The 24153-nt window shown below is 68.0% G+C and carries 19 protein-coding genes; 10 read left to right on the forward strand and 9 right to left on the reverse strand.

Annotated elements, in window-relative coordinates:
- Window position 1 precedes the first annotated feature (1 nt).
- Window positions 2–3178 (forward strand): bifunctional [glutamine synthetase] adenylyltransferase/[glutamine synthetase]-adenylyl-L-tyrosine phosphorylase, encoded by a 3177-nt coding sequence (locus tag ACFQ91_RS09205; RefSeq protein ID WP_232623594.1) that lies wholly within the window; start codon window positions 2–4, stop codon window positions 3176–3178.
- 43 nt (window positions 3179–3221) lie between these two features.
- Here ACFQ91_RS09205 and ACFQ91_RS09210 read toward each other — a convergent pair whose 3' ends face one another.
- A complete protein-coding gene (locus ACFQ91_RS09210; protein WP_198498730.1) occupies window positions 3222–4700 on the reverse strand; it encodes a mycothione reductase in 1479 nt (492 codons plus the stop codon).
- Window positions 4701–4851: 151 nt separating this feature from the next.
- A complete protein-coding gene (gene glnA / locus ACFQ91_RS09215; protein WP_198498731.1) occupies window positions 4852–6276 on the reverse strand; it encodes a type I glutamate--ammonia ligase in 1425 nt (474 codons plus the stop codon).
- Window positions 6277–6419: 143 nt separating this feature from the next.
- On the opposite strand from glnA, the gene ACFQ91_RS09220 reads away from it, so the two are divergent.
- On the forward strand, window positions 6420–6860 hold the full coding sequence (locus ACFQ91_RS09220; protein ID WP_198498732.1) for an RDD family protein: 441 nt from the start codon (window positions 6420–6422) through the stop codon (window positions 6858–6860).
- 80 nt (window positions 6861–6940) lie between these two features.
- Here the strand turns inward: ACFQ91_RS09220 and ACFQ91_RS09225 are convergent, their stop codons facing one another.
- Genes ACFQ91_RS09225 through lipB form a run of 3 tightly spaced genes read right to left on the reverse strand, consistent with a single transcriptional unit; the run spans window position 6941 to window position 9430 of the window.
- On the reverse strand, window positions 6941–7672 hold the full coding sequence (locus tag ACFQ91_RS09225) for a DUF4191 domain-containing protein (protein ID WP_198498733.1): 732 nt from the start codon (window positions 7670–7672) through the stop codon (window positions 6941–6943).
- Between the two features lie 56 nt (window positions 7673–7728).
- Entirely contained in the window at window positions 7729–8781 is a 1053-nt protein-coding gene (lipA, locus tag ACFQ91_RS09230) for a lipoyl synthase (RefSeq protein WP_137826125.1), read from the reverse strand.
- 10 nt (window positions 8782–8791) lie between these two features.
- Window positions 8792–9430, reverse strand: a complete 639-nt coding sequence (lipB, locus tag ACFQ91_RS09235) for a lipoyl(octanoyl) transferase LipB (protein WP_198498734.1) — start codon at window positions 9428–9430, stop codon at window positions 8792–8794.
- 156 nt (window positions 9431–9586) lie between these two features.
- Between lipB and ACFQ91_RS09240 the strand changes: the two genes are divergently transcribed.
- Window positions 9587–11119, forward strand: a complete 1533-nt coding sequence (locus ACFQ91_RS09240) for a hypothetical protein (protein WP_198498735.1) — start codon at window positions 9587–9589, stop codon at window positions 11117–11119.
- A gap of 58 nt (window positions 11120–11177) precedes the next feature.
- Here the strand turns inward: ACFQ91_RS09240 and sucB are convergent, their stop codons facing one another.
- The 3 genes from sucB to ACFQ91_RS09255 all read right to left on the reverse strand — a co-directional run bounded on the left by sucB (window position 11178) and on the right by ACFQ91_RS09255 (window position 16151).
- Window positions 11178–13076, reverse strand: a complete 1899-nt coding sequence (sucB, locus tag ACFQ91_RS09245) for a 2-oxoglutarate dehydrogenase, E2 component, dihydrolipoamide succinyltransferase (protein ID WP_198498736.1) — start codon at window positions 13074–13076, stop codon at window positions 11178–11180.
- 20 nt (window positions 13077–13096) lie between these two features.
- Window positions 13097–14485, reverse strand: coding sequence for a dihydrolipoyl dehydrogenase (lpdA, locus tag ACFQ91_RS09250; RefSeq protein ID WP_137826129.1), 1389 nt, complete (start codon window positions 14483–14485; stop codon window positions 13097–13099).
- A gap of 178 nt (window positions 14486–14663) precedes the next feature.
- Window positions 14664–16151 carry a leucyl aminopeptidase gene (locus ACFQ91_RS09255; protein ID WP_198498737.1) on the reverse strand — a complete coding sequence of 496 codons (1488 nt, stop codon included), beginning with the start codon at window positions 16149–16151 and terminating at the stop codon, window positions 14664–14666.
- 107 nt (window positions 16152–16258) lie between these two features.
- Here ACFQ91_RS09255 and ACFQ91_RS09260 point away from each other — a divergent pair, with 107 nt between their 5' ends.
- Complete coding sequence (locus ACFQ91_RS09260) at window positions 16259–17365, forward strand: quinone-dependent dihydroorotate dehydrogenase (protein WP_198498738.1); 1107 nt, start codon at window positions 16259–16261, stop codon at window positions 17363–17365.
- Here the strand turns inward: ACFQ91_RS09260 and ACFQ91_RS09265 are convergent.
- Window positions 17340–17945 (reverse strand): DUF3043 domain-containing protein, encoded by a 606-nt coding sequence (locus ACFQ91_RS09265; RefSeq protein ID WP_137826132.1) that lies wholly within the window; start codon window positions 17943–17945, stop codon window positions 17340–17342. The two genes, ACFQ91_RS09260 and ACFQ91_RS09265, sit on opposite strands and share 26 nt — an antisense overlap.
- A gap of 23 nt (window positions 17946–17968) precedes the next feature.
- Between ACFQ91_RS09265 and ACFQ91_RS09270 the strand changes: the two genes are divergently transcribed.
- The 6 genes from ACFQ91_RS09270 (at window position 17969) to ACFQ91_RS09295 (ending at window position 23640) form a co-directional block, all read left to right on the forward strand.
- Window positions 17969–19387 carry a M20/M25/M40 family metallo-hydrolase gene (locus tag ACFQ91_RS09270; protein ID WP_198498739.1) on the forward strand — a complete coding sequence of 473 codons (1419 nt, stop codon included), beginning with the start codon at window positions 17969–17971 and terminating at the stop codon, window positions 19385–19387.
- Between the two features lie 93 nt (window positions 19388–19480).
- A complete protein-coding gene (locus ACFQ91_RS09275) occupies window positions 19481–19834 on the forward strand; it encodes an iron-sulfur cluster assembly accessory protein (RefSeq protein ID WP_140955028.1) in 354 nt (117 codons plus the stop codon).
- Between the two features lie 42 nt (window positions 19835–19876).
- On the forward strand, window positions 19877–20566 hold the full coding sequence (locus ACFQ91_RS09280) for a leucyl/phenylalanyl-tRNA--protein transferase (protein ID WP_198498740.1): 690 nt from the start codon (window positions 19877–19879) through the stop codon (window positions 20564–20566).
- A gap of 109 nt (window positions 20567–20675) precedes the next feature.
- A complete protein-coding gene (gene coxB / locus ACFQ91_RS09285) occupies window positions 20676–21548 on the forward strand; it encodes a cytochrome c oxidase subunit II (RefSeq protein ID WP_198498741.1) in 873 nt (290 codons plus the stop codon).
- Entirely contained in the window at window positions 21545–23242 is a 1698-nt protein-coding gene (gene ctaD / locus ACFQ91_RS09290; protein WP_198498742.1) for a cytochrome c oxidase subunit I, read from the forward strand. Before coxB ends, ctaD begins: the two co-directional genes overlap by 4 nt.
- The gene (locus ACFQ91_RS09295) at window positions 23239–23640 is read left to right on the forward strand and encodes a cytochrome c oxidase subunit 4 (RefSeq protein ID WP_198498743.1); all 402 of its coding nucleotides are present in this window, start codon (window positions 23239–23241) and stop codon (window positions 23638–23640) included. The genes ctaD and ACFQ91_RS09295 overlap by 4 nt, the downstream gene beginning before the upstream one ends.
- The last annotated feature ends 513 nt before the right edge of the window (window positions 23641–24153 follow it).

Genomic DNA, 24153 nt, shown 5'->3' on the forward strand with positions numbered 1-24153 from the left:
CATGGCGCGCCTGACCTCCCGCACCCCGGCGACGACCGCCTCGGCGAATCGCTTCCTCGGCGACATCGACGGCCTTCTCGGCCAGCCCCTGGCCACGGATTCCCGCTTCGTCGATCTCCTCGAGGCCACACCGGATCCGCACGCCGGCGCGCTCGGTCTCCTCCGGGTCCTCGAGGAGGCCGAGAAGGACGCTGAGAAGAATGCGGCGACCGACACCGACGTCCCGGGGCCGGAGACGACGACCGCCGAGGCGGGGGCGGGTTCATCCGCCGGCGCCGTGGCGAGGGAGGGTTCATCCGCCGGCGCCGAGGCGGCGGCGAGCGGGATCGAGCGTTTCGTGGACGCGGCCCGGGTCGACGGCACGGGCACGGTCGCCGAGGACGAGCTCGACCGGCCGATGCTCGCCCGCCTGCTCGGGGTCTTCGGCACCTCGGAGGCGATGGTCGACCACCTCGTGCGGCATCCGGATTCGCTGCCGCTGCTCCTCGAGCGCTCCCCGTACCTGATGATCTCGACCCCGCAGGCCTCGGCGAGTGCGCTGCGGGCGACCCTGCTCGAATCCGTCGGCGCCGATCCTGACTCCGACGCTCCGGTGGCCGCCCGGACGGGCAACGAGGGGATCGCGCGGATGCGGCGGGCCTACCGCGACGTGCTGCTGCGGCTCGTCGCCGATGACCTCTACTCCGATCAGCCCGAGCAGATCGTCGACCTCGTCACCGCGGTGCTCTCCGATCTCGCCGCCGCGGCGATCGAGACCGCCCAGGCGATCGCCCGGGCCGAACTCGACCCGGAGTCGACCGTGCGCATGGCGGTCATCGCGCTCGGCAAGACCGGGGCGCGGGAGCTCAACTACGTCTCCGACGTCGACGTCGTCTTCGTCCAGGACTCCGAGGCGACCGAGGAGCAGCGGACACTGGCCACCGAGGTGGCCCAGCGGATGCGCTCGATCCTCTCCGACCCCGGTGCCGAACCGGCCCTCTGGGAGCTCGACACCGCCCTGCGGCCCGAAGGCAAGGCCGGGGCGCTCGTGCGCACGCTCTCGGAGTTCGAGCACTACTACACCGACATCGCGAAGAACTGGGAGTTCCAGGCCCTCCTCAAGGCCCGGGCGGTCGCCGGCGACCCCGCGGTCGGCGCCGCGTTCACCGAGACCCTCTCACCGCTGGTCTGGGAGGCCGCCGGGCGGGAGGGCTTCATCGACGGCATCCGGGCGATGCGCCGTCGTGTCGTCGACCTCATCCCCGCCGCGGAGGCGCCGAGGCAGATCAAGCTCGGCCGCGGGGGACTGCGCGACGTCGAGTTCTCCGCGCAGCTCCTCCAGCTCGTCCACGGGCAGAGCGATGACGAGATCCGCTCGCCGAACACCCTGCGTGCCCTCGACGAGCTCGGGGAGCACGGGTACATCGGCCTCGACGACGCCCTCGTGTTCTCCTCGGCCTACCGGTTCATGCGCGTCGTCGAACACCGGGTGCAGATCCCGCGGATGCTGCGCAACGCCCTCATCCCCGACGACGAGGCGAAGCTGCGGACCCTCGCCCGCTCCGTCTTCCCCTCCGGCTCGCGCACCGGCACCCGGCTCGAGGAGAACCGGCGCGACTTCGCCAAACAGGTCACCCGGCTCCACGAGCAGATCTTCTACCGACCGATCCTCGACGCCGCCGTCGGCATCCACGGCGAGGTCGTCGACGCCCACCACCGCGGAACGAGCCTCAAGGCGGCCGCCGACCGCCTCCGCGCGTTCGGCTACCGCGACCCGCAGGGAGCGCTCGGCCACATCAAGTCCCTGACCACGGGGATGTCGCGCACCGCACTCGTCATCAAACAGGTGCTGCCGGCGCTCCTCGACTGGTTCTCCGACGGCGTCGACCCCGATGCGGCCCTGCTCTCCTTCCGCCGGCTCACCGATTCGCTCTCGTCCTCGGGCTGGTTCCTCAAGATGCTCCGCGACTCCGGGCTCGCCGCGAAGTCCGTCGCCGAGGTGCTCACGCTCTCCGGCTACGCCACCGAACTCCTCCTCCGCCAGCCGGCAGCGGTCGCGTGGCTCGACGACTACGCCAGTCTCGCCGCGCGCGATCAGCAGGTACTCGCCGCCGAGGTCGACGGCCTGCTCCACCGCCACGGCGCCGAGGCGATCACCCGGATCCGTGAGACCTACAGTCGCGAACTGCTGCGGATCGCACTGCGCGACGTCCTCGACGTCGGCGACCGCGCCGCGGTGCCCGGCGACCTCTCCGACCTCATGGACCTCACCGTCGACGGCGCCCTGCGCGCCGTGCGCCTCGACCTCGACGACGCCTCGGTGCCGGAGTACGAGTTCGCCGTCGTCGCGATGGGACGGTGGGGCGGCCGGGAGATCGGGTACTTCTCCGATGCGGACGCGATGTTCGTCTACCGCGCGGTGTCCGACGACCTCGACGCCGAGGCCCGCGCGAAGCTCGCCAAGCACGTCACCAAGGTCGCCCTGCAGCTGAGCTCCCGGCTCAAGGCCAGCGAAGGCGCCCGCGGCATCGAGCTCGACGCGGATCTGCGACCCGAGGGGAAGAACGGTCCGCTCGTGCGCACGTTTGCCTCCTATGAGTCCTACTATGCGAAGTGGTCGCAGCCGTGGGAGGCCCAGGCCCTGCTGCGGGCGCGGCCGATGGCCGGCGACGCGGGGCTCAGGGACGACTTCACCGCGCTCATCGACCCGCTGCGCTACCCGGCGGAGATGCCGTCGAAGGCGCTCACCCAGGTCCGCACCCTCAAGGCGCGGATGGAGGACGAGCGGCTGCCGAAGGGAGCGGACAAACGCCGACACCTCAAGCTCGGCCGAGGCAGTCTCTCCGACGTCGAGTGGACGGTCCAGCTCCTCCAGCTCCAGCACGCCCACACGGTTCCCGGCCTCCGGACGACCTCGACGCTGGGTGCCCTCGACGTCGCTGCGCAGGAGGGCCTCATCCCCGTCGAGGACGCCGCTGAACTCGTCGCGGCCTGGCAGCTGGCGACGAATGTCCGCTCGGCCGTCATGCTCTTCCGCGGCCGCACCGCCGCAGCGCTGCCCGACGAGCACTCGGAGCTCGAGGCGACGGCGCGGCTGCTCGGCTATCCCGCCGGCGGGGGTCGCGAGCTCGAAGACGACTACCTGCGGGCGACCCGTCACGCCCGCGCGGTCATGGAGCAGCGCTTCTACGGGTTCTGATCCGCCGCGGGCGCAGATCGAGTCGGGACCCGTGGTGCTGGGGTCAGCGAGGCGTGAACTCGAGTCCGAGCAGGGCGTTCTCGATGACCTCGGGCAGCGCCGGGTGGATCCAGTACTGGCCCCGAGCCACCTCGTCGGCGGGCTGATCGAAGGCCATCGCCTGGATGAGCGGCTGGATGATCATCGACGCCTCGGCCCCGACGATCTGCGCACCGAGGATGAGCCGGGAATCCCGGTCGGCGATGACCTTGACGATCCCGGGATCGTCGGCCATCGCCCACCCGTAGGCGACATCGGAGTACTGCTGGACCTTGACGGTGACGTCGTGTCCGGCCAGCCGGGCTTCGTCCTCGGTCATGCCCACGGTCGCGACCTGCGGGGAGGTGAAGACCGCAGCCGGCACGGCCTTGTGGCTGGTGCGCTCGAGCGCATCCTCCGCCGCGGCCCCGGGGGCTCCGGCGGCGACGTCGACGACGAGGTTGTCGCCGACGACCCGGGCCTCGTGGTTGGCCACGTGCTTGAGCTGGTGCTCGGAACTGATGTCGCCGAGGGCGAAGACCCCGGGGACGGGTTCTCCGCCGGCATAGACGCGTTGGAACGCGTCGACGACGAGCCTGCCGTCGGGGGTGAGATCGTAGCCGACCTCGGCGGCGTCGAGGCCAGCGGTGTTCGGGTGGCGACCGATGGCGATGAGGACGATGTCGGCGTCGACCGCGGCGGGAATGTCGACGTCGTCGACCCGACCGCTGGGCTCGAGGTCGATCGTCACCGGTGCGCCCTCCCCGTCGCCGAGGCGGAAGGCGGCAGGCTGGGCCCCGAGGATGACGTTGTGGTCGGCGGTGAAGATCGTCGTGAACTCCGCCGAGGCGGTGCCGTCGAGGTCCTGGAGCAGCCGGGGTCCGCGGGCGATGACGGTGACCTCGGTGCCGAAGCTTGCGAAGATGTGGGCGAACTCCATGGCGATGACGCCGGAGCCGACGATCGCCAGCCGCTTCGGCTGCTCCGGCAGACGCATGATCGAATTCGAGGTGACGATCGGGTAGCCCGGAGTGTCGACCCGCGCCGGATCGAGCCCGGGGGTGTCCGGGAGAGTGGGCGCGGCCCCGGCGGCGATGACGATCCGGTCCGCGGTGATCTCCTCACCCGAGGCGGTGACCACGGTCTTCTCATCGACGAAGCGGACGTGCTCGGGGATGACGGTGTTGTTCGGCTGACGATCGCCCGACCTGTACTCCCGACCGCCGGCCTCGATCGCGTCGACGCGGGAGAAGATGCGCTCCTGCAGAGCCGACCAGTCGACGCCCTCGAACGCGGCCTCGACGTCGTAGCGACGGGCGTGTGCGGCCTCCTCCGCGATGGTGGCCGGATAGACGAACATCTTCGTCGGGATGCACCCGACATTGAGGCACGTGCCCCCGAAATGCCATTCCTCGGCGATCGCGGTCTTCAGTCCCGCGAACCTCTTGTCGAGGAACATGTTCCCCGAGCCCGTGCCGATGAGCAGCAGATCGTAATGCGTCATAGTCCGTCCTCGCAGATGGTGATGTCGATGCCGTGCGCCCGCGCGAGAGGGTTCCGGCAGGAACGCAGCGGGGGCGCCACCGGAGAAACCGGTGACGCCCCCACTGTATTCCCTGCGAGCCGATTCCCTGGGGAATGGTCCGCCGGTCGGGTCAGATCGAGTAGTAGAGCTCGAACTCGGTCGGAGTCGGACGCAGACGCGCGACGTCGATCTCGTTCTCGCGCTTGATCCTGATCCACGTCTCGATGAGGTCAGGGGTGAAGACGTCACCGGCGGTGAGGAAGTCGTGATCCTTCTCGAGCTCGTCGAGCGCCTCGTCGAGGGAGGCCGGGACGAGCTTGATGTCCTTGGCCTCCTCCGGGGGCAGCTCGTAGAGGTCCTTGTCGATCGGCTCCGGCGGTTCGATCCGGTTGCGGATGCCGTCGAGTCCGGCCATGAGCTGCGCGGAGAACGCGAGATAGGGGTTGCTCGACGGGTCGGGCACACGGAACTCGAGGCGCTTGGCCTTCGGCGAGGAGCCGGTCACCGGGATGCGGATGGCGGCCGAGCGGTTGCGCGCCGAGTAGACGAGGTTGACGGGCGCCTCGTAGCCGGGCACGAGCCGGCGGTAGGAGTTGATCGTCGGGTTCGTGAACGCGAGGACGGCGCCGGCGTGCTCGATGAGGCCGCCGATGTACCAGCGGGCGAGGTCGGAGAGACCCGCGTAGCCGTTCTCGTCGTAGAACAGCGGTTCACCGTTCTTCCACAGCGACTGGTGGCAGTGCATGCCCGACCCGTTGTCGCCGAAGAGGGGCTTGGGCATGAAGGTGACGGTCTTGCCGTACTCGTCGGCGGTGTTCTTCACGACGTACTTGAAGTCGAGGAGCTGGTCAGCGGCGTGCTGGAGGGTGTTGAACTTGTAGTTGATCTCCTGCTGCCCGGCCGTGCCGACCTCGTGGTGGGCGCGCTCCATCTCGAAGCCGATCTCCTCGAGCGTCATCGACATCTCGTCGCGGATGTCGGCGAACTTGTCCTGCGGGGAGACGGGGAAGTAGCCGCCCTTGTAGGGCGTCTTGTAGCCGAGGTTGCCCTCGGGCTCCTGCGCGCCGGTGTTCCACGCCGCTTCGATCGAGTTGACCTCGTAGAAGCTGTGGCCGGGGGTGTTCTGGTAGCGGATCGAGTCGAACATGTAGAACTCGGCCTCGGCGCCGTAGTAGACGGTGTCGGCGATGCCGGTGCTCTGCAGGTACTTCTCCGCCTTCGCCGCAACCTGGCGGGGGTCACGGGAGTAGGGCTCGTCGGTGAAGGGGTCGACGATCGAGTGCGTGACGACGAGCGTCTTCGCCTCCCGGTAGGGGTCGATGAACGCCGAGGCGACATCGGCGAGGAGCTTCATGTCAGATTCGTGGATGCCCTGGAAGCCTGTGATCGAGGACCCGTCGAAGAGGAGACCTTCGGTGATCTCATCCACACCGTACGAGGCGGCGGGAAGGTTGAAGTGCTGGACGACACCGGGCAGGTCGCAGAAGCGGACATCGACGAAACGCACGTCGTTCTCCGCGATGTAGTTGACGAGTTCTTCAGCAGACGAGAACACTTAGGTCTCCTAGTTAGACGTATGGTCGGTTCTTCGTGACCGAGATCCATCCTAGTTCGTGCTCGGTGAAGCCGTGATGACAGTCATGTTTCGGGGATGTTTCCTGATGATTCACTCAGGGACGACTTCGGTACCCTGGGGGAGTGATCAATCGCGACGACCTCGGGTCCTGGCTGCAGGGACCACAGACCAGCCGAGACGAGGGTGACTGGCCCGGACGCCGACTCGGCCTCCCGGAGACCGGCCGCCATGCGGTGGCACCGGCGTGGAAGCGCCTGCTCGCCCTCATGGTCGACTGGTTCATGTGCCTGGCGATCGCCGGTCTCTTCGACTCGACCAACCCGTTCCTCGCCCCGGGCATCTTCCTCCTGGCGAACATCCTCCTCGTCTCGACCCTCGGCTACACCGTCGGCCATCGGATCTTCGGGATCGAGGTGCGCCGCCTCGACGGCCGCGTCCCGGGATTCGTGCCCGCCCTCATCCGGTCTGTCCTCGTCGTCCTCGTCATTCCCGCGCTCATCTTCGACCGCGACCACCGCGGTCTCCACGACCTCGCGGCGAAGACGGTGATCCTCCGCCGCTGAGCAGACGGCAGGCGAGAACGACAGCGGCCCCGTCACCAGGATTCCGGTGACGGGGCCGCTGTCGTTCTCGGGAGCGCCGATCAGCGTCCGCGCATCGCCTTGTGGTTGGGGCGCGCCTTGTTCGGGTCGATGCCCTTGGGGATCGGCGGACGCGTGCCCTGGGTGCCCAGGGCGGAGAGGCGGTTGCGCACGGCGAGCACCTCGGCGCGATTGAGCTTGCGGGGCAGCTTGTGGACGGTCGAGACGACCTGCTTCATCTGCAGCTGGCCGTCCTCATTGCCGCCCTGGAGGGTGTGGACGGGGACGTTGGGGAGGATGCGCTCGTGGCGCTTCTTCTCCTTGGCGAGCAGCTTCGCGCTGCGGGCCTTCGGTCCCTCACTGAGCAGCACGACACCGGACCGACCCGTCGAGCGGAACACGAGGTCGCGGCTCTTCGGGTCGATGGCGATCGGCTTCTCGTCCATGAGGTAGCCGCGACGCGCGGTGTTGAGGACCGCGCCGAAGGCACCGGGCTGGCCCTCCATCTGCGCGAACGCCGCGGTCTCAGCGAAGCGGCCGAGCATGAACATGCCGAGCAGCAGACCGACCATGAGACCGAGGATCGTCGTGAACACGGCCCCGCCGAAGACGAGTCCGGCGAGCAGGCCGAGGAGCGTGAAGCCCACGACAGCGGCTGCCAGGAGCCACGGGGTCGCCTTGTTGTGCTTCGCGGCGAGCTCGTAGACCTGACGCATCTGCGCCAGACGGCCCGGCTTCTTGTTCGGATCCTTCGGCTTGCGACGGAACAGTCCCTTGCGCGGTTCTTCGCTCATTCTCTCACTTGCTCTTGACGGGCCGACGGGTCCCGAGGACAGGCCCGCGGAACCACTCATTGCTCAGCAGACAAGTCTACCTCTTCGCCTGCGCCGAACATATCCACAACGGCCTGCGCCTCCTGCTTGGCCGGGGTGTGCTTGTCGAGATGCGCGAGGTGGGCGGGGATCTCCTCGCCGCGGTGGCGCATCGCCGTGGCCCAGAGGCGACCGGCGCGGTACGACGAGCGCACGAGCGGACCGGACATGACTCCGAGGAACCCGATCTCCTCGGCGGCGTCGCGGAGCATGACGAAGTCGGCGGGCTTGACCCAGCGGGTGACGGGATGGTGGCGCGGGGACGGGCGCAGGTACTGGGTGATCGTGATGAGGTCGCACCCGGCGTCGTGGAGGTCCTGGAGTGCGGAGATGATCTCGTCGTTCGTCTCGCCCATGCCGAGGATGAGGTTCGACTTCGTGATGAGTCCGGCCTCGCGGGCCTGGGTGATCACCGACAGGGAGCGCTCGTAGCGGAAGGCCGGGCGGATCCGCTTGAAGATGCGCGGCACCGTCTCGACATTGTGGGCGAGCACCTCCGGCCGGGAGGAGAACACCTCGGCGAGCTGGTCGGGCTTCGCGTTGAAGTCGGGGATGAGGAGTTCGACCCCGGTGCCGCGGCCGTCGACGTAGTCGAGGTCGTGGATCTGGCGGACCGTCTCGGCGTAGAGCCACGCACCGCCGTCGGGCAGGTCGTCGCGGGCCACGCCGGTGATCGTCGAGTAGCGCAGGCCCATCTCGCCCACCGAGGCGGCGACGCGGCGCGGCTCGTCGGCGTCGAAGTCGGCGGGGCGGCCGGTGTCGATCTGACAGAAGTCGCAGCGGCGGGTGCACTGCTCACCGCCGATGAGGAAGGTCGCCTCGCGGTCCTCCCAGCATTCGAAGATGTTCGGGCAGCCGGCCTCCTCGCAGACGGTGTGGAGGTCCTGTTTGCGCACGAGGGACTTCAGGGAGGTGTACTCCGGTCCGATGTGGGCCTTCGCCTTGATCCAGGCCGGCTTCTCCTCGATCGGCGTCTCCGAGTTCCGTGCCTCGACACGGAGCATGCGGCGGCCTTCGGGTGCGATCGTCACGTCGGTTCTCCTAAGCGGTGATGGTCTCGTGCAGGATCTCGTCGAGCCGGGGGGCGACCTCTTCGGGCGTCACGGTCCGGCCGAGTTCGGCACTGATGGTGGTCGTGTCGGCATCGGTGATGCCGCAGGCGATGATCGATTCGTAGGCGCCGAGGTCGTTGCTGCAGTTGAGGGCGAGACCGTGCATCGTCACGCCGTCGTGGATGCGGATGCCGATCGCCCCGATCTTGCGGTCACGGCGGGCGCCGTCGCCGAGGATCCACACGCCCGCGCGGCCCTCGATCGTCGTGGCCTCGATGCCGTACTCGCTGAGCAGGCGGATCATCGAATCCTCGAGCTGAGCGACGAAGAGGCGGACCTCTTTGGGATCGTTGAGCCGGTAGATGAAGTAGGCGACGAGCTGACCCGGGCCGTGCCAGGTGATCTTGCCGCCGCGGTCGACGTCGATGACCTCGGTGCCATCGGTCGGGCGTTCGTGGTCCTCCGTGCGCTTGCCGGCAGTGTAGACCGGGGGGTGTTCGAGGAGCAGGATCGTCGACTCCCTGTTCCCGGCGAGCACGTCTTCGTGATACTTCTTCTGCAGGTCCCACGTGGTGCGATAGTCCGAGAAGACCGGCGCGAAACCCAGAATCTCTGTGGCCAGTGGCATGTGTCCAGACTATGCCCGTTGACCGGGGTGTTCAATTCATCTCCCCATGACCCTCGACACGTTCTCCACAGGTCTGCCATTGACTTATCAGAGTGCATCATTCATCATCAAATGACATCGAAAAGCATTCACAGTCATTGACGGGGATGACGAACTATGACATGGCACTTCGAAGCGACGATCGCCGACGACATTCATCGCGTCGGCGACGACACGGGGGAGACCCGCTGGGGTGTCGTCGGCGGAGACCGGACCCGCAGTGCCGACGCGCACGCCGATGACCCGGCCGCCGATGCCGGAGTGCTCGGAACGGCCGAGGTCATCCTCCCGACCGGGGAGGCGAGGCTGCTCCTCGTCCCGGTCCTGCCCGGGGGCCTCGTCATCGACGTCGTCCGCGCCTTCCACGGTCTCACGGAGGCCGAAGCGCACACCCTGCTGCGCGGCGTCTTCGCCGAACTCGCCGAGGTCGACGCCGCGACCGAGCGGCTCAGCCTCGCGTGCTTCGGACTCGACGCCGCGGGACGTCCGCGGGTCATCCCCGGCGTGCGCCGCGCCTTGGAGACCCCGGTTCGGCGCGCGGTGGGGGAGCTGCTCTATCACGCCCTCCACGGGGTGCCGTGGACCGAGAGCCTCCTGCCCGTCGGCGTCGCCCTCGAGTCGTGCAGCGCCGAGCTGCAGGCCCTCGTCACCGATCTCCTCGACGAGTCGAGTCCCGCAGCGCACGATTCCCTGCCGGCCGTCATCGCCGAGGTGACTCCGCGGCTCGGTCGCCTCGGCACTCCTGCCGTGCTTCCGCTCGTCCCGGCTTCCCGTGATCTCGATCCGGCGCTGGCCCTGACGGCCCGCCTGCGCGCGACCACGCCCCGGACGGCCCCGGACCGCATCCCTCCCGAGTCGGATCCGGGGGAGGGAGCCGGCCCCGGGTCGTCGCGGCGAGGGCTGTCGACGGTGGCCGCTCTGCGCTCGCGCTCGAGTCGGCGCGGCGAGGGCGCCGAGGGCCGCGGCGACGCGGCCGCCCTGACCCGCCGTCACACCGGCAGTCGCCGTACCGGCGGTCGCGGCACTGACGGTCGCCGTACAGGCGATCGCAGCCCCGGCACCCGCGGACGCGGGCGGACACGGGGACGCGCCACCGCCTCGGCGGTCGCCCTGTTCAGCGCTGCCGTGACCTCGCCGTGGGCCAGGCGCGCCGCGCTGGGGGCCGCGATGGTCGTCGTGCTCCTCGGCGGAGTGCTCATGGTCCGCGCGTGGTCGGCCGGTGAGGACGAGGCGCCCTCGCCGGTCGCCGCCGACGACCCCGCCGCGGAGAGCGCGGACGGGGGTGGGAGAGCTCAGCCGCTCAGTGACACGGCCGTCGCCGAGCGCCTCGGCGAACTCTGCGCCGAACGCGCACGGGCGCTCGGAGCCGGTGACGGTGAGGGGCTGGCCGGGCTCACGGTGCCCGGATCGACGGCGGCGGCAGCCGATGAGCTCATCGACCTCGCCGCGTACTCCGGCGGGACGTACACGATCACTGTCACCGATGTCGTCGTCGAGTCGCAGTCGGACGCGGAGATCGTCGTCACCGCCACGATGACGACGACGGCGGAGAGCGGGGGCGAGGAGGAGACGTTCGACGCGAAGGACGTCGTCGTCACGCTCGGCCGGCATGCCGGGCAATGGCGGATCGCCGAGGTGGCCGAGGCGTGAATGCCGCAGGGGGCCGGTCGATGACCGGCCCCCTGCGGGCTGCTGAGATCGCGGTGCCTCAGAGTTCGAGGTCGGCCTCGAAGTTGCCGTCCTCGAGACGCGCCTTGATCGTCTGCAGGAAGCGTCCCGCATCCGCACCGTCGACCAGCTGGTGGTTGTAGGTGAGCGGAAGGTAGACCATGTCGCGGATCGCGATCGACTCCTCGCCGTCAGCGGTCTTGACGACGATCGGGCGACGCACGATCGCACCGGTGCCGATGATGCCCATCTGCGGCTGGTTGATGATCGGCGTGTCGAAGAGCGCACCCACGGAGCCGATGTTCGTCACCGTGAAGGTGCCGCCCGACAGCTCGTCCGGCATGATCTTGTTGTTGCGGGTGCGATCGGCGACATCGTCGATGGCCTTGGCGAGGCCCGCGATGCTGAGATCCCCGGCGTCCTTGACGACCGGCACGAGCAGACCACGCGGAGTGTCGACTGCGACCGCGAGGTTCTCGTGGTCGAAGTACGTGATCTCCTGGGACTCGAGATCGTACTGGGCGTTGACCTTCGGGTGCTGCTTGAGCGCCTCGACGATCGCCTTCGCGAAGAACGGCAGGTAGGTGAGCTTGACGCCGTGCTTGTCGAGGAACGCGTCCTTGTTCGCCTTGCGCAGCTTCGCCACCCGCGTCATGTCGACCTCGATGACCTGCGTGAGCTGTGCCGAGACCTCGAGCGATTCGCTCATCCGCTTCGCAATGGTCTGGCGGATGCGCGAGGCCTTCTCGGTGGTGCCGCGAAGCTTCGCAGCCTCCTCCGGGATCTCGAGCGTGAACGGCTTCTTCGCTTCGCCGGAGGCAGCCGGTGCGGGGGCCGACGATCCTGCGGCAGGACGGTTCGCCGCTGCGGCGATGACGTCCTGCTTGCGGATGCGGCCGCCGACTCCGGTGCCGGTGACGGTCGAGAGGTCGACGCCCTCGTCCTTGGCGAGACGACGCACGAGCGGCGTGACGTACGCGGAGTTCTCTCCGACGGTGTCAGCCGCTGCCGACTCGGACTTCGCCGGTGCCGATTCCGACTTCGCCGGAGCGGACTGCGCGGCGGCAGCCGACTGCGCTGCCGGGGCCGAGGCAGAGGTCGTCTCCTGCTTCGGAGCTTCCTCCTTGGGAGCTTCCTCCTGCTTCGGCTCTTCCTTCGGAGCTTCCTCTTCCTTCGGAGCTTCCTCTTCCTTCGGCTGCTCCTTGGGAGCCTCCTCCTTAGGAGCTTCCTCCTGCTTCGGTTCCTCGGCGGCGGGGGCCGACTCGGCCGGAGCTCCCGAACCGATGCGCGCCAGGGGAGCGCCGACCTCGACGGTCTCGTCCTCCTCGGCGAGGTGCGCCTGGACGACACCGGCGACGGGGGAGGGGACCTCAGTGTCGACCTTGTCGGTCGAGACCTCGAGGAGCGGCTCGTCGACCTCGACCTCTTCGCCGACTTCCTTGAGCCAGCGGGTCACAGTGCCCTCGGTGACGGATTCGCCGAGCGCCGGCATCGTCACCTCGGTGCCCTCACCGGACGACGACTGCGAGTCAGCGGCGGGCGCGGACTCTGCGGACGTCTCGGTCTTCTCGGACTCGGACGACGAGCTGGTGTCCTCGGCCGGAGCCTCATCCTCGGACTTCTCCTCGGCGGGAGCCGACTCCTCGGCCGCCTCGCTCGCCGGCTCCTCCTCGGGAGCCACCTCGGCGGATCCGGAATCGCTGCCGTCGCCGATGTACGCGAGATCGCCACCGACCTCGACGACATCGTCCTCGTCGGCGAGGATCTTCTCGAGCACACCGGCAAAGGGGCTCGGAATCTCCGTATCGACCTTGTCGGTCGAGACCTCGAGCAGGGGCTCGTCGACCTCGACGGTGTCGCCGACGGACTTCAGCCACCGGGTGACTGTACCTTCGGTCACCGACTCACCGAGAGCCGGCATCTGAACGGAATTCGACATGTCTTTCGTCTCCTCGGATCTTATGAGTGGAAGTGCAGGGGTTTGCCGGCGGCGGCCAGGTGAGCCTCGCCGATCGCCTCATTCTGCGTCGGGTGCGCATGGATGAGCTGTGCGACTTCCTCAGGGAAAGCCTCCCAGTTGACGATGAGCTGTGCTTCGCCCGCCTGCTCACTGAGACGCGCGCCGATGCCGTGGATGCCGACGACCGGGCCGTCCTTCTCCCGGATGACCTTGATGAAGCCGGTCGTGTTGAGGATGACCGACTTGCCGTTGCCGCCGAGGTTGTACTCGAGCGTCTCGACGTTGTCCGCGCCGTACTTCTCCTCCGCCTGCTTCGCCGAGAGCCCGACGGAGAAGATCTCCGGTTCGCAGTACGTGACACGCGGGATGCCGCTCTCGACGATCGGTGCCGGGTTGAGGCCGGCGATCTCCTCGGCGACGAAGATGCCCTGACCGAACCCGCGGTGGGCGAGCTGGAGGCCCGGGACGATGTCGCCGATCGCGTAGATGTTGCCGACCCCGGTGTGCAGGCGCTCGTTGGCGAGGACGAAGCCGCGATCCATCGGAATGCCCTGTTCCTCGAAGCCGAGGCCCTCGGTCACGGGACCGCGTCCGACGGCGACGAGGAGGTACTCGGCCTCAAGCGTGGTGCCGTCCTCAAGCGTCACCTTGACGCCGTCGGCGGTCTCCTCGACGCCCTTGAACATGACGCCGAGCTTGAAGTTGATCTTGCGCTTCTTGAATGCGCGCTCGAGCGCCTTCGAGATCGATTCGTCCTCGTTGGCCACGAGGTGGGGCAGGCCCTCGACGATCGTGACGTCGGCACCGTAGGAGTTCCACACGCTGGCGAACTCGACGCCGATGACGCCGCCGCCGAGGACGATGACCGACTTCGGCACGGTCGCCAGCTGCAGGGCCTCGGTGGAGGTGATGACCCGGTCGGTGACGTCGAGGCCGATGGTCTTCGACGTCGAACCGGTGGCGAGGATGATGTTCTTGCCCTTGAGGGTGTAGTGCTCGTCGTCGCCGGTGACCTCGACGGTGTCCTCACCGACGAGCTTGCCCTTGCCGATGTAGGTGTCGATGCCGCGGGCCTTGACGAGGCCCTGGAGACCCTTGTAGTTGCGGTTGATGACGTTGTTCTTGTAGTCGAGCACCTTGTCGATGTCGATGCCCTTGAACTCCGCCTGCACGCCGAACGTCTCCGAGTCCTTCGCGGCATCGGCGATCTCCGCGGTGTGGAGGAGCGCCTTGGTCGGCACACAGCCGCGGTGCAGGCACGTCCCGCCAACCTTGTCCTGTTCGATGAGGGCGACCTTCATATCGAGTTCTGCGGCGCGCAGAGCAGCGGCATAGCCGCCGGGTCCGCCGCCGAGGACGACAAGGTCATAGGTCAATGCGTCACTCACGGATTACTCCTCGTAGCTGTGGTCAAGCCTGCCAAGGGCAGCTTTCCCTCTTATCTTTCCACTTTTCTCGCCAGGGGCGAAAGCAAACGGTGTCTGTTGCGCCACAGGTGGGGAGCATCACTCCCGACCCACCCCGGACGCAGAGCTCTGCGACCGGGGTCAGGCGCGGGGATGCTGGTCAGTCGGCGTCGCGGGCGATCTCGACGAGCGTGCGCACAGCGGCACCGGTCGCCGCGGCCGGGGTGTAGCCGAAGGCCGAACCGGTGTTGAAGCTCGGTCCGGCGATGTCGATGTGCGCCCATTCGGCGTCATCGGCGACGAACTCCTGGAGGAAGGCGGCGGCGGCGAGCATGCCGCCGGGGCGCGGACCGGAGTTCTTGAGATCGGCGGCGGTCGAGTCGAAACCGGAGAGCAGCTCTTCGGGGATCGGCATCGGCCAGACGTCCTCACCGGCCACGGCGGCCCGTTCGGCGACCGTCGTGCGGGCCGCGGGAGTGCCCATGACCCCGGAGGTGCGGTTGCCGAGGGCGACGATCTGCGCACCGGTCAGGGTGGCGACGTCGATGAGGAGGTCGGGGTTCTCCGCCCCGGCGTCGGTGAGCGCGTCGGCGAGGACGAGGCGGCCCTCGGCGTCGGTGTTCGTCACCTCGACGGTCTTGCCGCTGCGCATGGTGAGCACGTCCGAGGGACGCTGCGCAGAGGAGCCGGGCATGTTCTCGGCGAGCGGCAGCCACGCGGTGGCGCGGACGGGCAGTCCGAGGTCGGCGATCGCGAAGACCGCCTCGACGACGGCGGCGGCCCCGGCCATATCGGACTTCATGTCCTCCATGCTCGCGGCCGGCTTGAGGGAGAGACCGCCGGAGTCGAAGGTGATGCCCTTGCCGACGAAGCTGATGTGACGGCGGGCCTTCTTCGGGCTGTACTCGACCTTGACGAGGCGCGGTCCGCGGGTCGACCCCTGACCGACGCCGATGAGTCCGCCGTAGCCGCCGGCGGCAAGTTCCTTCTCACCGAGCACGGTGACCTTGACCTTGCGCGACTTCGCCTGGTCCTTGACGAGCTGGGCGAACGACTCCGGGTAGAGGTCGAGCGGGGGCGTGTTGACGAGGTCGCGGGCGGCGTTCGTCGCCGCGGCGATGATCGTGCCGGCTTCGTGGGCCGCTGCGTACGTCTTGCCCTTCGGGCCGAGCACCGTGACGGGGCCGGGCACGCGGTCGTCGTCTCCGGAGCGGTACGTCGTGAAGCGGTAGGCACCGAGGGCGGCCCCGACGGTGACGGCTTCGACGGCGGCGGGGGAGTCGACGGGCAGAGCCACGGCGATCGAGGAGGCGCCCGAGAGTGCGCGCAGTGCGGCACCGGCGGCCCGGCGCAGGACTTCGTTCGCGGCCGCGGCATCGTCGCCGGCGCTCGCTGCGTCGATGTCGCCGAGACCAACGAGGAGGATGCTCTCGGCGGTCACGCCCTTCGGCGCGGGGATGCGCGCGGTGGATCCGGCCTTCCCGGTGAACTCGATGGCCCGGGCCGCGTCGTCGACAGCGGTGCGCACCGTCTTCGCGGAGTCGAGGCCGCGGACCGAGCCGTCGGCCACGCCGAGGACGAGGACGGCTGCACTCACCTTCGTGGGGGTCGTCGAAGCGTAGCTGCTGGGGGTGGTGGCACCGGGCATGGAATCCCTTTCTTCGTCGTTGAGCGTTGTCTCGATCCTAGTCGCAAAACCCGCCGAGGTCGTGTTCGGAGCACGGCGGGCGCCGGGCGCTGGCCTATTGTTGAGGCGTGTACCGACTCATCTTCTCTCTCGTCTTCCGCCCGATGGACGCCGAGCGCGCGCACCATCTCTCGTTCTCCGCCCTCCGGATCCTCGACCGGATCCCGCTGCTCGGCCGGCTGCTGCGCCTCGTCGTCGCCCGGGGCACCAGCGCCCCCGTCGAGGTCCTCGGCCTCCCCTTCCCCAACCGGGTGGGCCTGGCCGCCGGCTTCGACAAGAACGGCGTCGGCATCCGCGCGCTGTCGGCGCTGGGCTTCGGGCACATCGAAGTCGGCACGATCACCGCCCACGCCCAGCCGGGCAATGAGCGGCCGCGGCTCTTCCGGCTGCTGCGCAACCGCGCACTGCTCAACCGGATGGGGTTCAACAACGACGGGGCCCGGCAGGCGTCGTTCAACATCACCGCCCAGCGTCGCGCCCTGACCGCGCTGCCCGCCCGGCAGCGTCCGATCATCGGCGTCAACATCGGCAAGACGAAGGTCGTGCCGGCCGCCGAGGCGGTCGCCGACTACGTCGCCTCGACCCGGGAGCTCGCCCCGCTGGCCGACTACCTCGTCATCAACGTCAGCTCCCCGAACACCCCCGGTCTGCGCGACCTCCAGTCCGTGGCGAGCCTCGAACCGATCATCACCGCGGTCAAAGAGGCCGCCGCCGAGGTGGTGGCCACGCCCCGGTCGACCCTCGGTCACGTCCCGCTGCTCGTCAAGATCGCCCCGGACCTCTCCGACGAGGACGTCGTCGACATCTGCGACCTCGCGGTGCGCACCGGCGCCGACGGTCTCATCGTGACGAACACGACGATCGACCGCGATGTGCTCACCGGTCCGGAGGCCGAGTTCGCCCGCTCCCAGGCCGGCGGCATCTCCGGGCGCCCCCTGGCCCCGCGCTCCCTCGAGGTGCTCCTCCTCGTGGCCGCGACGGTGAGCGGGGAGCTGACGATCGTCTCCGTCGGCGGCATCGGCGACGGAAACGACGTCGACGCCCGCCTGGCAGCGGGCGCCGATCTCGTTCAGGTCTATTCGGAGATGATCTACTCGGGCCCGTTCTGGCCCGGCCGGATCATCCGCTCCGGCGGGCGGACCCGCCTGCTCACTCGGGGTACTGGCGGCGCTTGACCTGCGGCTTGGGCATGCGCAGCGGCCGCAGCTGGACGCTGCGCATGACCGCGTAGAACGGCAGGCCGCGCTCGACCGTGCCGAACTTCGCCCGCAGGCGTCCCTTGAGGATGTAGTTGAGGATGAAGCCGTCGAGGATGACGAGCGCGAGCAGACCCCACACCGCGTACGTGAAGTACTGCTGGATCGCCACGGGCTGGGTGAAGGCGACGACGAGGATGAGGATCGCGGCGGGGATGAAGAGCTCCCCGATCGAGAAGCGGGCGTCGACGAAATCGCGGACGTAGCGGCGCTGCGGGCCCCGGTCACGGCGGGTGAGGTACTTCTCCTCACCGTTCATCATGCCGATACGCGCCCGGTCGCGCTCCTTGCGCTGCTGCTCCTTGGCCCGCTGGTTCGCCACCTTGCGATCCTTCGAGACCAGCGGCTGGCGCCGCATCGATTCCTGCTGGCTGCGCTTGGGGGTGGGACGTCCCTTCTTCGCTTCCGCATCACGAGGGCTGGCCTCGCCTGCGGTGAGGTCGTCGTCTGGCGTCGTGGAGGAGTCGTTGTCCTCGTGAGTCTTTTTGCTTCCGAACACCCTTTCAATACTACCGTTGGACCATGACCGAATCGACTTCCGCGCTTGACGGCGCCTCCCTGCACACCCGCGTCGACGAGATCTTCGACGACATCCTCGACACGCTCACCGACCTCGTGGCGATCCCGTCCGTGGCCTGGCCGAGCTTCGATCCCGCTGCGGTCACGGCCAACGCCGAGGCGGTCGCCGCCCTCGCCCGCGACCTCGGCCTCGACGTCGAGATCCTCACCGCCGATACCGCGGACGGCACCCCCGGCTACCCCGCCGTCGTCGCCTCGGCGCCTGCGCCTGCGGGCGCACCCACGGTGCTCCTCTACGCCCATCACGACGTCCAGCCGCCCGGCCGCGACGAGGCGTGGGACACCGAGCCGTTCGTCGCGACGCGGAAGGGGGACCGTCTCTACGGTCGCGGCGCCGCCGACGACAAGGCCGGGATCATGGTCCACCTCACGGCGCTGCGGCTGCTCGCCGACCGCCTCGGCGTCGGGGTACGCCTCTTCATCGAAGGGGAGGAGGAGGCGGGCAGCCCGAGCTTCCGGAACTTCCTCGAACGCCACCGCGACAAGCTCGCCGCCGACGTCATCGTCGTCGCCGACTCGAGCAACTGGGCTGCCGGCACCCCGGCCCTGACGACGAGCCTGCGCGGGATGTGCGCCCTCGAATTCGAGGTCTCCACGCTCGACCACGCCGTGCATTCGGGCATGTACGGGGGAGTGGTGCCCGATGCGATGCTCGCGATGACGAAGGTGCTCGCGAGCCTCCACGACGACGACGGTGCGGTCGCGGTGGCCGGACTCGCCGCGGTGCCCGAATCCCCGATCGACTACGCCGAGGCCACGGTCCGGGAGGACTCCGGTGTCCTGCCCGGCACCGCGCTCATCGGCACCGGGAGCCTGGCCTCGCGGATGTGGACGCAGCCGTCGATCACCGTCATCGGCCTCGACATCCCCGACGTCGACGTCTCCTCGAACACCCTGCAGCCGAGTCTGCGGGCGAAGCTCTCCATCCGCCTCGCCCCCGGGGACACCCCGGAGAGCGCGGTCGCGGCGGTGACGAAGCACCTCGAGGACAATCTGCCCTTCGGCGCGACCCTGAGCATCGGGGCGACCGAGGGCGGCAGCCCCTGGCAGGCCGACCTCGACGATCCCGCCGTCCGGGTCGCCCGGGTCGCGCTCACCGAGGCGTGGGGGACCGAGGCGGTGACGATGGGCATCGGCGGCTCGATCCCGTTCATCGCCGACCTCCTCGAGGTCTTCCCGCAGGCCTCGATCCTCGTCACCGGCGTCGAGGACCCCGATGCCCGGGCCCACAGCGCCAACGAATCCCTCTACCTGCCCGACTTCAAGGCCGCGATCGTCGCCGAGGCGCTCCTCCTCGACGCTCTCGGACGTCAGGGTCTCGGCACCGGCGACAAGGCGCAGGACACGGCAGCGCAGGAGTGAGCGCCGAGGATTTCGGCACGCGGGGGAATAGGTCCCGGATGATCCGCGTTGAACGCGGTGTAGCCTGGGCCCAGGAACAATGAAGGAGTACCAATGACAGCGACGAACGAAGCCACTGCCACGCACGAGGTCGAACTCTCGACGACCGCAGCGGACAAGGTGCGCAGCCTCCTGCAGCAGGAGGGCCGTGACGATCTGCGCCTGCGCGTGGCCGTCCAGCCCGGCGGCTGCTCAGGTCTGATCTACCAGCTCTACTTCGACGAGCGTCACCTCGACGGGGATGCCGTGCGCGACTTCGACGGCGTCGAGGTCATCGTCGACCGGATGAGCGTGCCCTACCTCAACGGCTCGACCATCGACTTCTCCGACACCATCGAGAAGCAGGGCTTCACGATCGACAACCCGAATGCGGGCGGATCGTGCGCCTGCGGCGACTCGTTCCACTGAGCGGAACCGCCGACCCGGCAGCCGCACCGCAGCACTGACGAAATGGACCTGGAGGATCTGCGCGCCGTCACGACGACGGCCACAGATCGCCAGGTCCTTTCCGCATATCGTGCCGGACTCTTCCCGATGGGCATCGGCCGCGGCGGCAGCGGTCGCATGGGGTGGTGGGGCCCGCGCCGTCGCGGTGTCCTCCTGCCCGGCGACCTCAAGGTGAGCAAGAGTCTGCGCAAGTCGCTGCGCGGATTCGAGTTCACCGTCGACGAATCCTTCGGCGAGGTCATCCGCGCCTGCGCCGAACCGAGCCGTCCCGGCGGCTGGATCACCCGGGAGATCATCGGCCTCTACGAGGGCCTCTTCGACGACGGCTGGGCGCATTCGATCGAGGTGCGCCGGGACGGCCGCCTCGTCGGCGGACTCTACGGCGTCGCCATCGGATCCCTCTTCGCCGGGGAGTCGATGTTCCACCGTGATCGCGACGCCTCGAAGGCCGCACTCGTCCACCTCGTCGCCCTCCTCGACGGCGAGCAGGAACCAGATGCGGCGCGGGTCGCAGGCGGCTCCCGAACCGACGGCGCCACCTCGGACGATGGTCCCGATTGGCTCATCGACACACAGTGGCAGACACCACATCTGGCGACCCTCGGCGTGTCGGAGATCAGCGGTCTCGACTACGCCGCGCGCCTAGAATCCGCGCTCCGCGGCAATCGTGCTCAGCGAATTCTCAACAAATGAACATCTGCATGTGAATTTCTACCGTGTGTAGCGGTAGTCTGTTAGATGACAAAGTACGTACTCGTCTTTCGGCCTGCCGAACGGCGAAGATGGTTGTGAAAGGCTGCACGTGGATTCTCCGAATCAGCCAGGACCGCGCCGGTCCTGGGCGAAGCGGCTCGGCATTCTGGGCGCCGTGGTTCTGCCGGTGTTGCTCTCGGGATGTACGAAAGAGCAGATTGCCAACGGTTTCTTCCCCCTTGAGTCGAAGGGCGCGACCAACCACACCGAGGCCTACACCTCGCTGTGGAACGGGGCGTGGATCGCTTCGATGATCGTGGGGCTCATCGTCTGGGGTCTGATCCTGTGGGCCATTGTCGCCTACCGTCGCCGCAAGAACGATCGCGGCCTGCCGGTGCAGATGCGCTACAGCATGCCCATCGAGATCCTCTTCACGGTGACCCCCGTCATCCTCGTCCTCGGATTCTTCTTCCAGAACGTCCAGGTCATGGCGAAGACGACCGACGACCGGACCCCGGGCACCCAGGTCATCGAGGTGGCCGCCAAGCAGTGGGCGTGGGACTTCAACTACGTCAACCAGGACGTCTACTACGCCGGCACGCAGGTGCCGCTGGACGGCACCGCAGCACCGGGCGAGAACGCCCCCACTCTCTATCTCCCCGTCAACACCGATCTGGAGATCAAGCTCCACTCGCGTGACGTCATCCACTCCTTCTGGGTCCCCGCCTTCCTCGAGAAGCGCGACATGATCCCCGGCAACGACCAGAGCCTGTATCTGCGTGCCGAGAAGGAAGGCGACTTCGTCGGCAAGTGTGCCGAACTCTGCGGTGAATACCACTCCGAGATGCTCTTCAACGTCAAGGTCGTCTCGCAGGCGGAGTTCGACGAGTACACGCAGTCTCTGGCTGATCAGGGCAACACCGGTCAGCTCGGGCCTGAGTACGATCGCAACTGGTACCCGAAAGAAGGTGCTCAAGAATGACCGCGACAGCTGAGAAACCGGCTCTCGACGCTCCGGTCGTACCCCGGAGCAAGGGCAAGATCATCGTCGACTGGATCACGTCGACGGATCACAAGACCATCGGGTACATGTATCTGATCGGCTCGTTCTTCTTCTTCTGCATCGGCGGCGTGATGGCGCTCATCATCCGTCTCGAGCTCTTCGAGCCCGGAATGCAGATCGTGGAGACGAAGGAACAGTACAACCAGCTGTTCACCATGCACGGCACGCTCATGCTGCTGATGTTCGCCACCCCGCTCTTCGCCGGATTCGCGAACGTCATCATGCCGCTGCAGATCGGTGCGCCCGACGTGGCGTTCCCGCGACTCAACGCGTTCGCCTTCTGGCTCTACCTCTTCGGCAGCCTCGTCGCGCTGTCGGGCTTCCTCACCCCGCAGGGTGCGGCGGCATTCGGGTGGACAGCCTATGCGCCATTGAGCAATACGACATTCACACCAGGCGCCGGCGGCAATCTCTGGGTCCTCGGCCTCGCGCTGCAGGGCTTCGGCACGATCCTCGGCTCGGTCAACTTCATCACGACGATCATCACGATGCGCGCCCCGGGCATGACGATGTTCCGCATGCCGATCTTCAGCTGGAACGTCCTCATCACCGGCATCCTCGTGCTCATGGCCTTCCAGCCCCTGGCTGCGGCCCTGCTCGTCCTCGCCTCCGACCGCATCCTGGGCTCGCATGTGTTCAGTCCGGGCAACGGCGGACCGATACTCTGGCAGCACCTGTTCTGGTTCTTCGGGCATCCGGAGGTCTACGTCATCGCCCTGCCGTTCTTCGGCATCATCACGGAGATCATCCCTGTCTTCAGTCGAAAACCGGTGTTCGGCTACAAGGAGCTCGTCTTCGCGACGATCTCGATCGCGGCCCTGTCCGTGACCGTGTGGGCGCACCACATGTACGTCACCGGCGTGGTGGCGCTGCCGTTCTTCGCCTTCATGACGATGCTCATCGCGATTCCGACCGGTGTGAAGTTCTTCAACTGGATCGGCACGATGTGGCGAGGCTCGATCACGTTCGAGACACCCATGGTGTGGGCGATCGGCTTCCTCGTGACCTTCCTCTTCGGTGGTCTCACGGGCGTCATCCTCGCCAGCCCGGCGCTCGACCAGTCGGTGTCGGACTCGTACTTCGTCGTCGCGCACTTCCACTACGTCGTCTTCGGCACGGTCGTGTTCGCGATGTTCGCCGGCTTCTACTTCTGGTGGCCGAAGTGGACGGGCAAGATGCTCAACGAGAAGCTCGGACACATCCACTTCTGGATGCTGTTCATCGGCTTCCACGGCACCTTCCTCGTCCAGCACTGGCTCGGTGTCGACGGCATGCCCCGTCGTTACGCGGACTACCTGCCGCAGGACGGCTTCACCTGGATGAACCAGGTGTCGACGGTCGGCGCGATGCTGCTCGGTCTCTCGATGGTTCCGTTCTTCTGGAACGTGTGGATCACGGCGCGCAATGCGCCGAAGGTCACCGTCGACGACCCGTGGGGCTACGGCGGTTCGCTCGAATGGGCGACCTCGTGCCCGCCCCCGCGCCACAACTTCACGTCGCTGCCCCGCATCCGTTCGGAGCGTCCGGCATTCGACGTCAACCATCCTGAGCTTCTCGAATACGCCGGACACGGCCACGCTGAACCTCAGCTCACCGGAGGTGCTGCCAAGTGAAGGCTTCGATCAATCTCTTCGTCTACTGCGGCATCTTCTTCATGATCATGGCTGTCATCTACGGCTTCGTCACCCATTTCAACGAGATGGTGGGCTTCCCGGCCCTCCTCCTCGTGGGCGTCATGTCGATCATGATCGGCGTGTACCTGTGGCTGACCGACCGTCGCGTCGGCCGTCAGCCCCAGGACACCGAGACCGCCGAGATCTCGGATGCGGATGCCGACTACGGCTTCTTCAGCCCGTGGAGCTGGTGGCCGATCGTCTGTGCCGCTGCCGGTGCCGTCTCGTTCTACGGCATCGCCATGGGCTGGTGGATCTTCCCGTTCGGTGCCGTGCTCGGCATCATCGCGCTCGTCGGCATCTCGTACGAGCACGATCGCGGCGGATTCGCCCACTGATCGCCACTTGAGCGGCACGCATCGCTGATGCTCCGCTCAGACGTCAAGGCCCGGACTCTCACGAGTCCGGGCCTTCGCGCATTCACGCCCCCGCCGCCTCGGAGGGGTGGTGAGACGGCGAGAGAGCGACGAAGCGTCATCTCCTACCCGTCCAGGGCGGTGAACGTCGAGCTCCGAGTAGTGGTCGGCGCGGCGGTCGCCGTAGTCGGAGGCGCGGCGGTCGCCGTAGTCGGAGGCGCGGCGGTCGACGATAAATCTTGCACCCCGTGGAGCGCGTTGTCCGCGCACAACGCGCCTCACACCACCCTGGGCGCTATAACCGCACCTGCAGCTGCTCACGCCGCCGCCGGAGCGTCTTCTCCTACCCGTCCAGGGCGGGGAACATCGTGCTCCGCGTAGTGGTCGGCGTTGTGGGGGTCGGAGGCGCGGCGGTCGACGATAAATCTTGCACCCCGTGGAGCGCGTTGTCCGCGCACAACGCGCCTCACACCACCCTGGGCGCTATAACCGCAC

This window comes from Brevibacterium sp. NPDC056726 (assembly GCF_042790515.1).
GTDB classification, from domain to species: Bacteria; Actinomycetota; Actinomycetes; order Actinomycetales; family Brevibacteriaceae; genus Brevibacterium; species Brevibacterium sanguinis.

Bases quoted from the DNA above. Each gene is read 5' to 3' on its own strand.
- ACFQ91_RS09255 (WP_198498737.1), bottom strand. From the start codon at position 16,151: ATGCCCGGTGCCACCACCCCCAGCAGCTACGCTTCGACGACCCCCACG.
- lipB (WP_198498734.1), bottom strand. From the start codon at position 9,430: ATGCCACTGGCCACAGAGATTCTGGGTTTCGCGCCGGTCTTCTCGGAC.
- ctaD (WP_198498742.1), top strand. From the start codon at position 21,545: ATGACCGCGACAGCTGAGAAACCGGCTCTCGACGCTCCGGTCGTACCC.
- sucB (WP_198498736.1), bottom strand. From the start codon at position 13,076: ATGTCGAATTCCGTTCAGATGCCGGCTCTCGGTGAGTCGGTGACCGAA.
- ACFQ91_RS09270 (WP_198498739.1), top strand. From the start codon at position 17,969: ATGACCGAATCGACTTCCGCGCTTGACGGCGCCTCCCTGCACACCCGC.
- ACFQ91_RS09275 (WP_140955028.1), top strand. From the start codon at position 19,481: ATGACAGCGACGAACGAAGCCACTGCCACGCACGAGGTCGAACTCTCG.
- ACFQ91_RS09205 (WP_232623594.1), top strand. From the start codon at position 2: ATGGCGCGCCTGACCTCCCGCACCCCGGCGACGACCGCCTCGGCGAAT.
- ACFQ91_RS09280 (WP_198498740.1), top strand. From the start codon at position 19,877: ATGGACCTGGAGGATCTGCGCGCCGTCACGACGACGGCCACAGATCGC.
- ACFQ91_RS09210 (WP_198498730.1), bottom strand. From the start codon at position 4,700: ATGACGCATTACGATCTGCTGCTCATCGGCACGGGCTCGGGGAACATG.
- ACFQ91_RS09240 (WP_198498735.1), top strand. From the start codon at position 9,587: ATGACATGGCACTTCGAAGCGACGATCGCCGACGACATTCATCGCGTC.
- ACFQ91_RS09225 (WP_198498733.1), bottom strand. From the start codon at position 7,672: ATGAGCGAAGAACCGCGCAAGGGACTGTTCCGTCGCAAGCCGAAGGAT.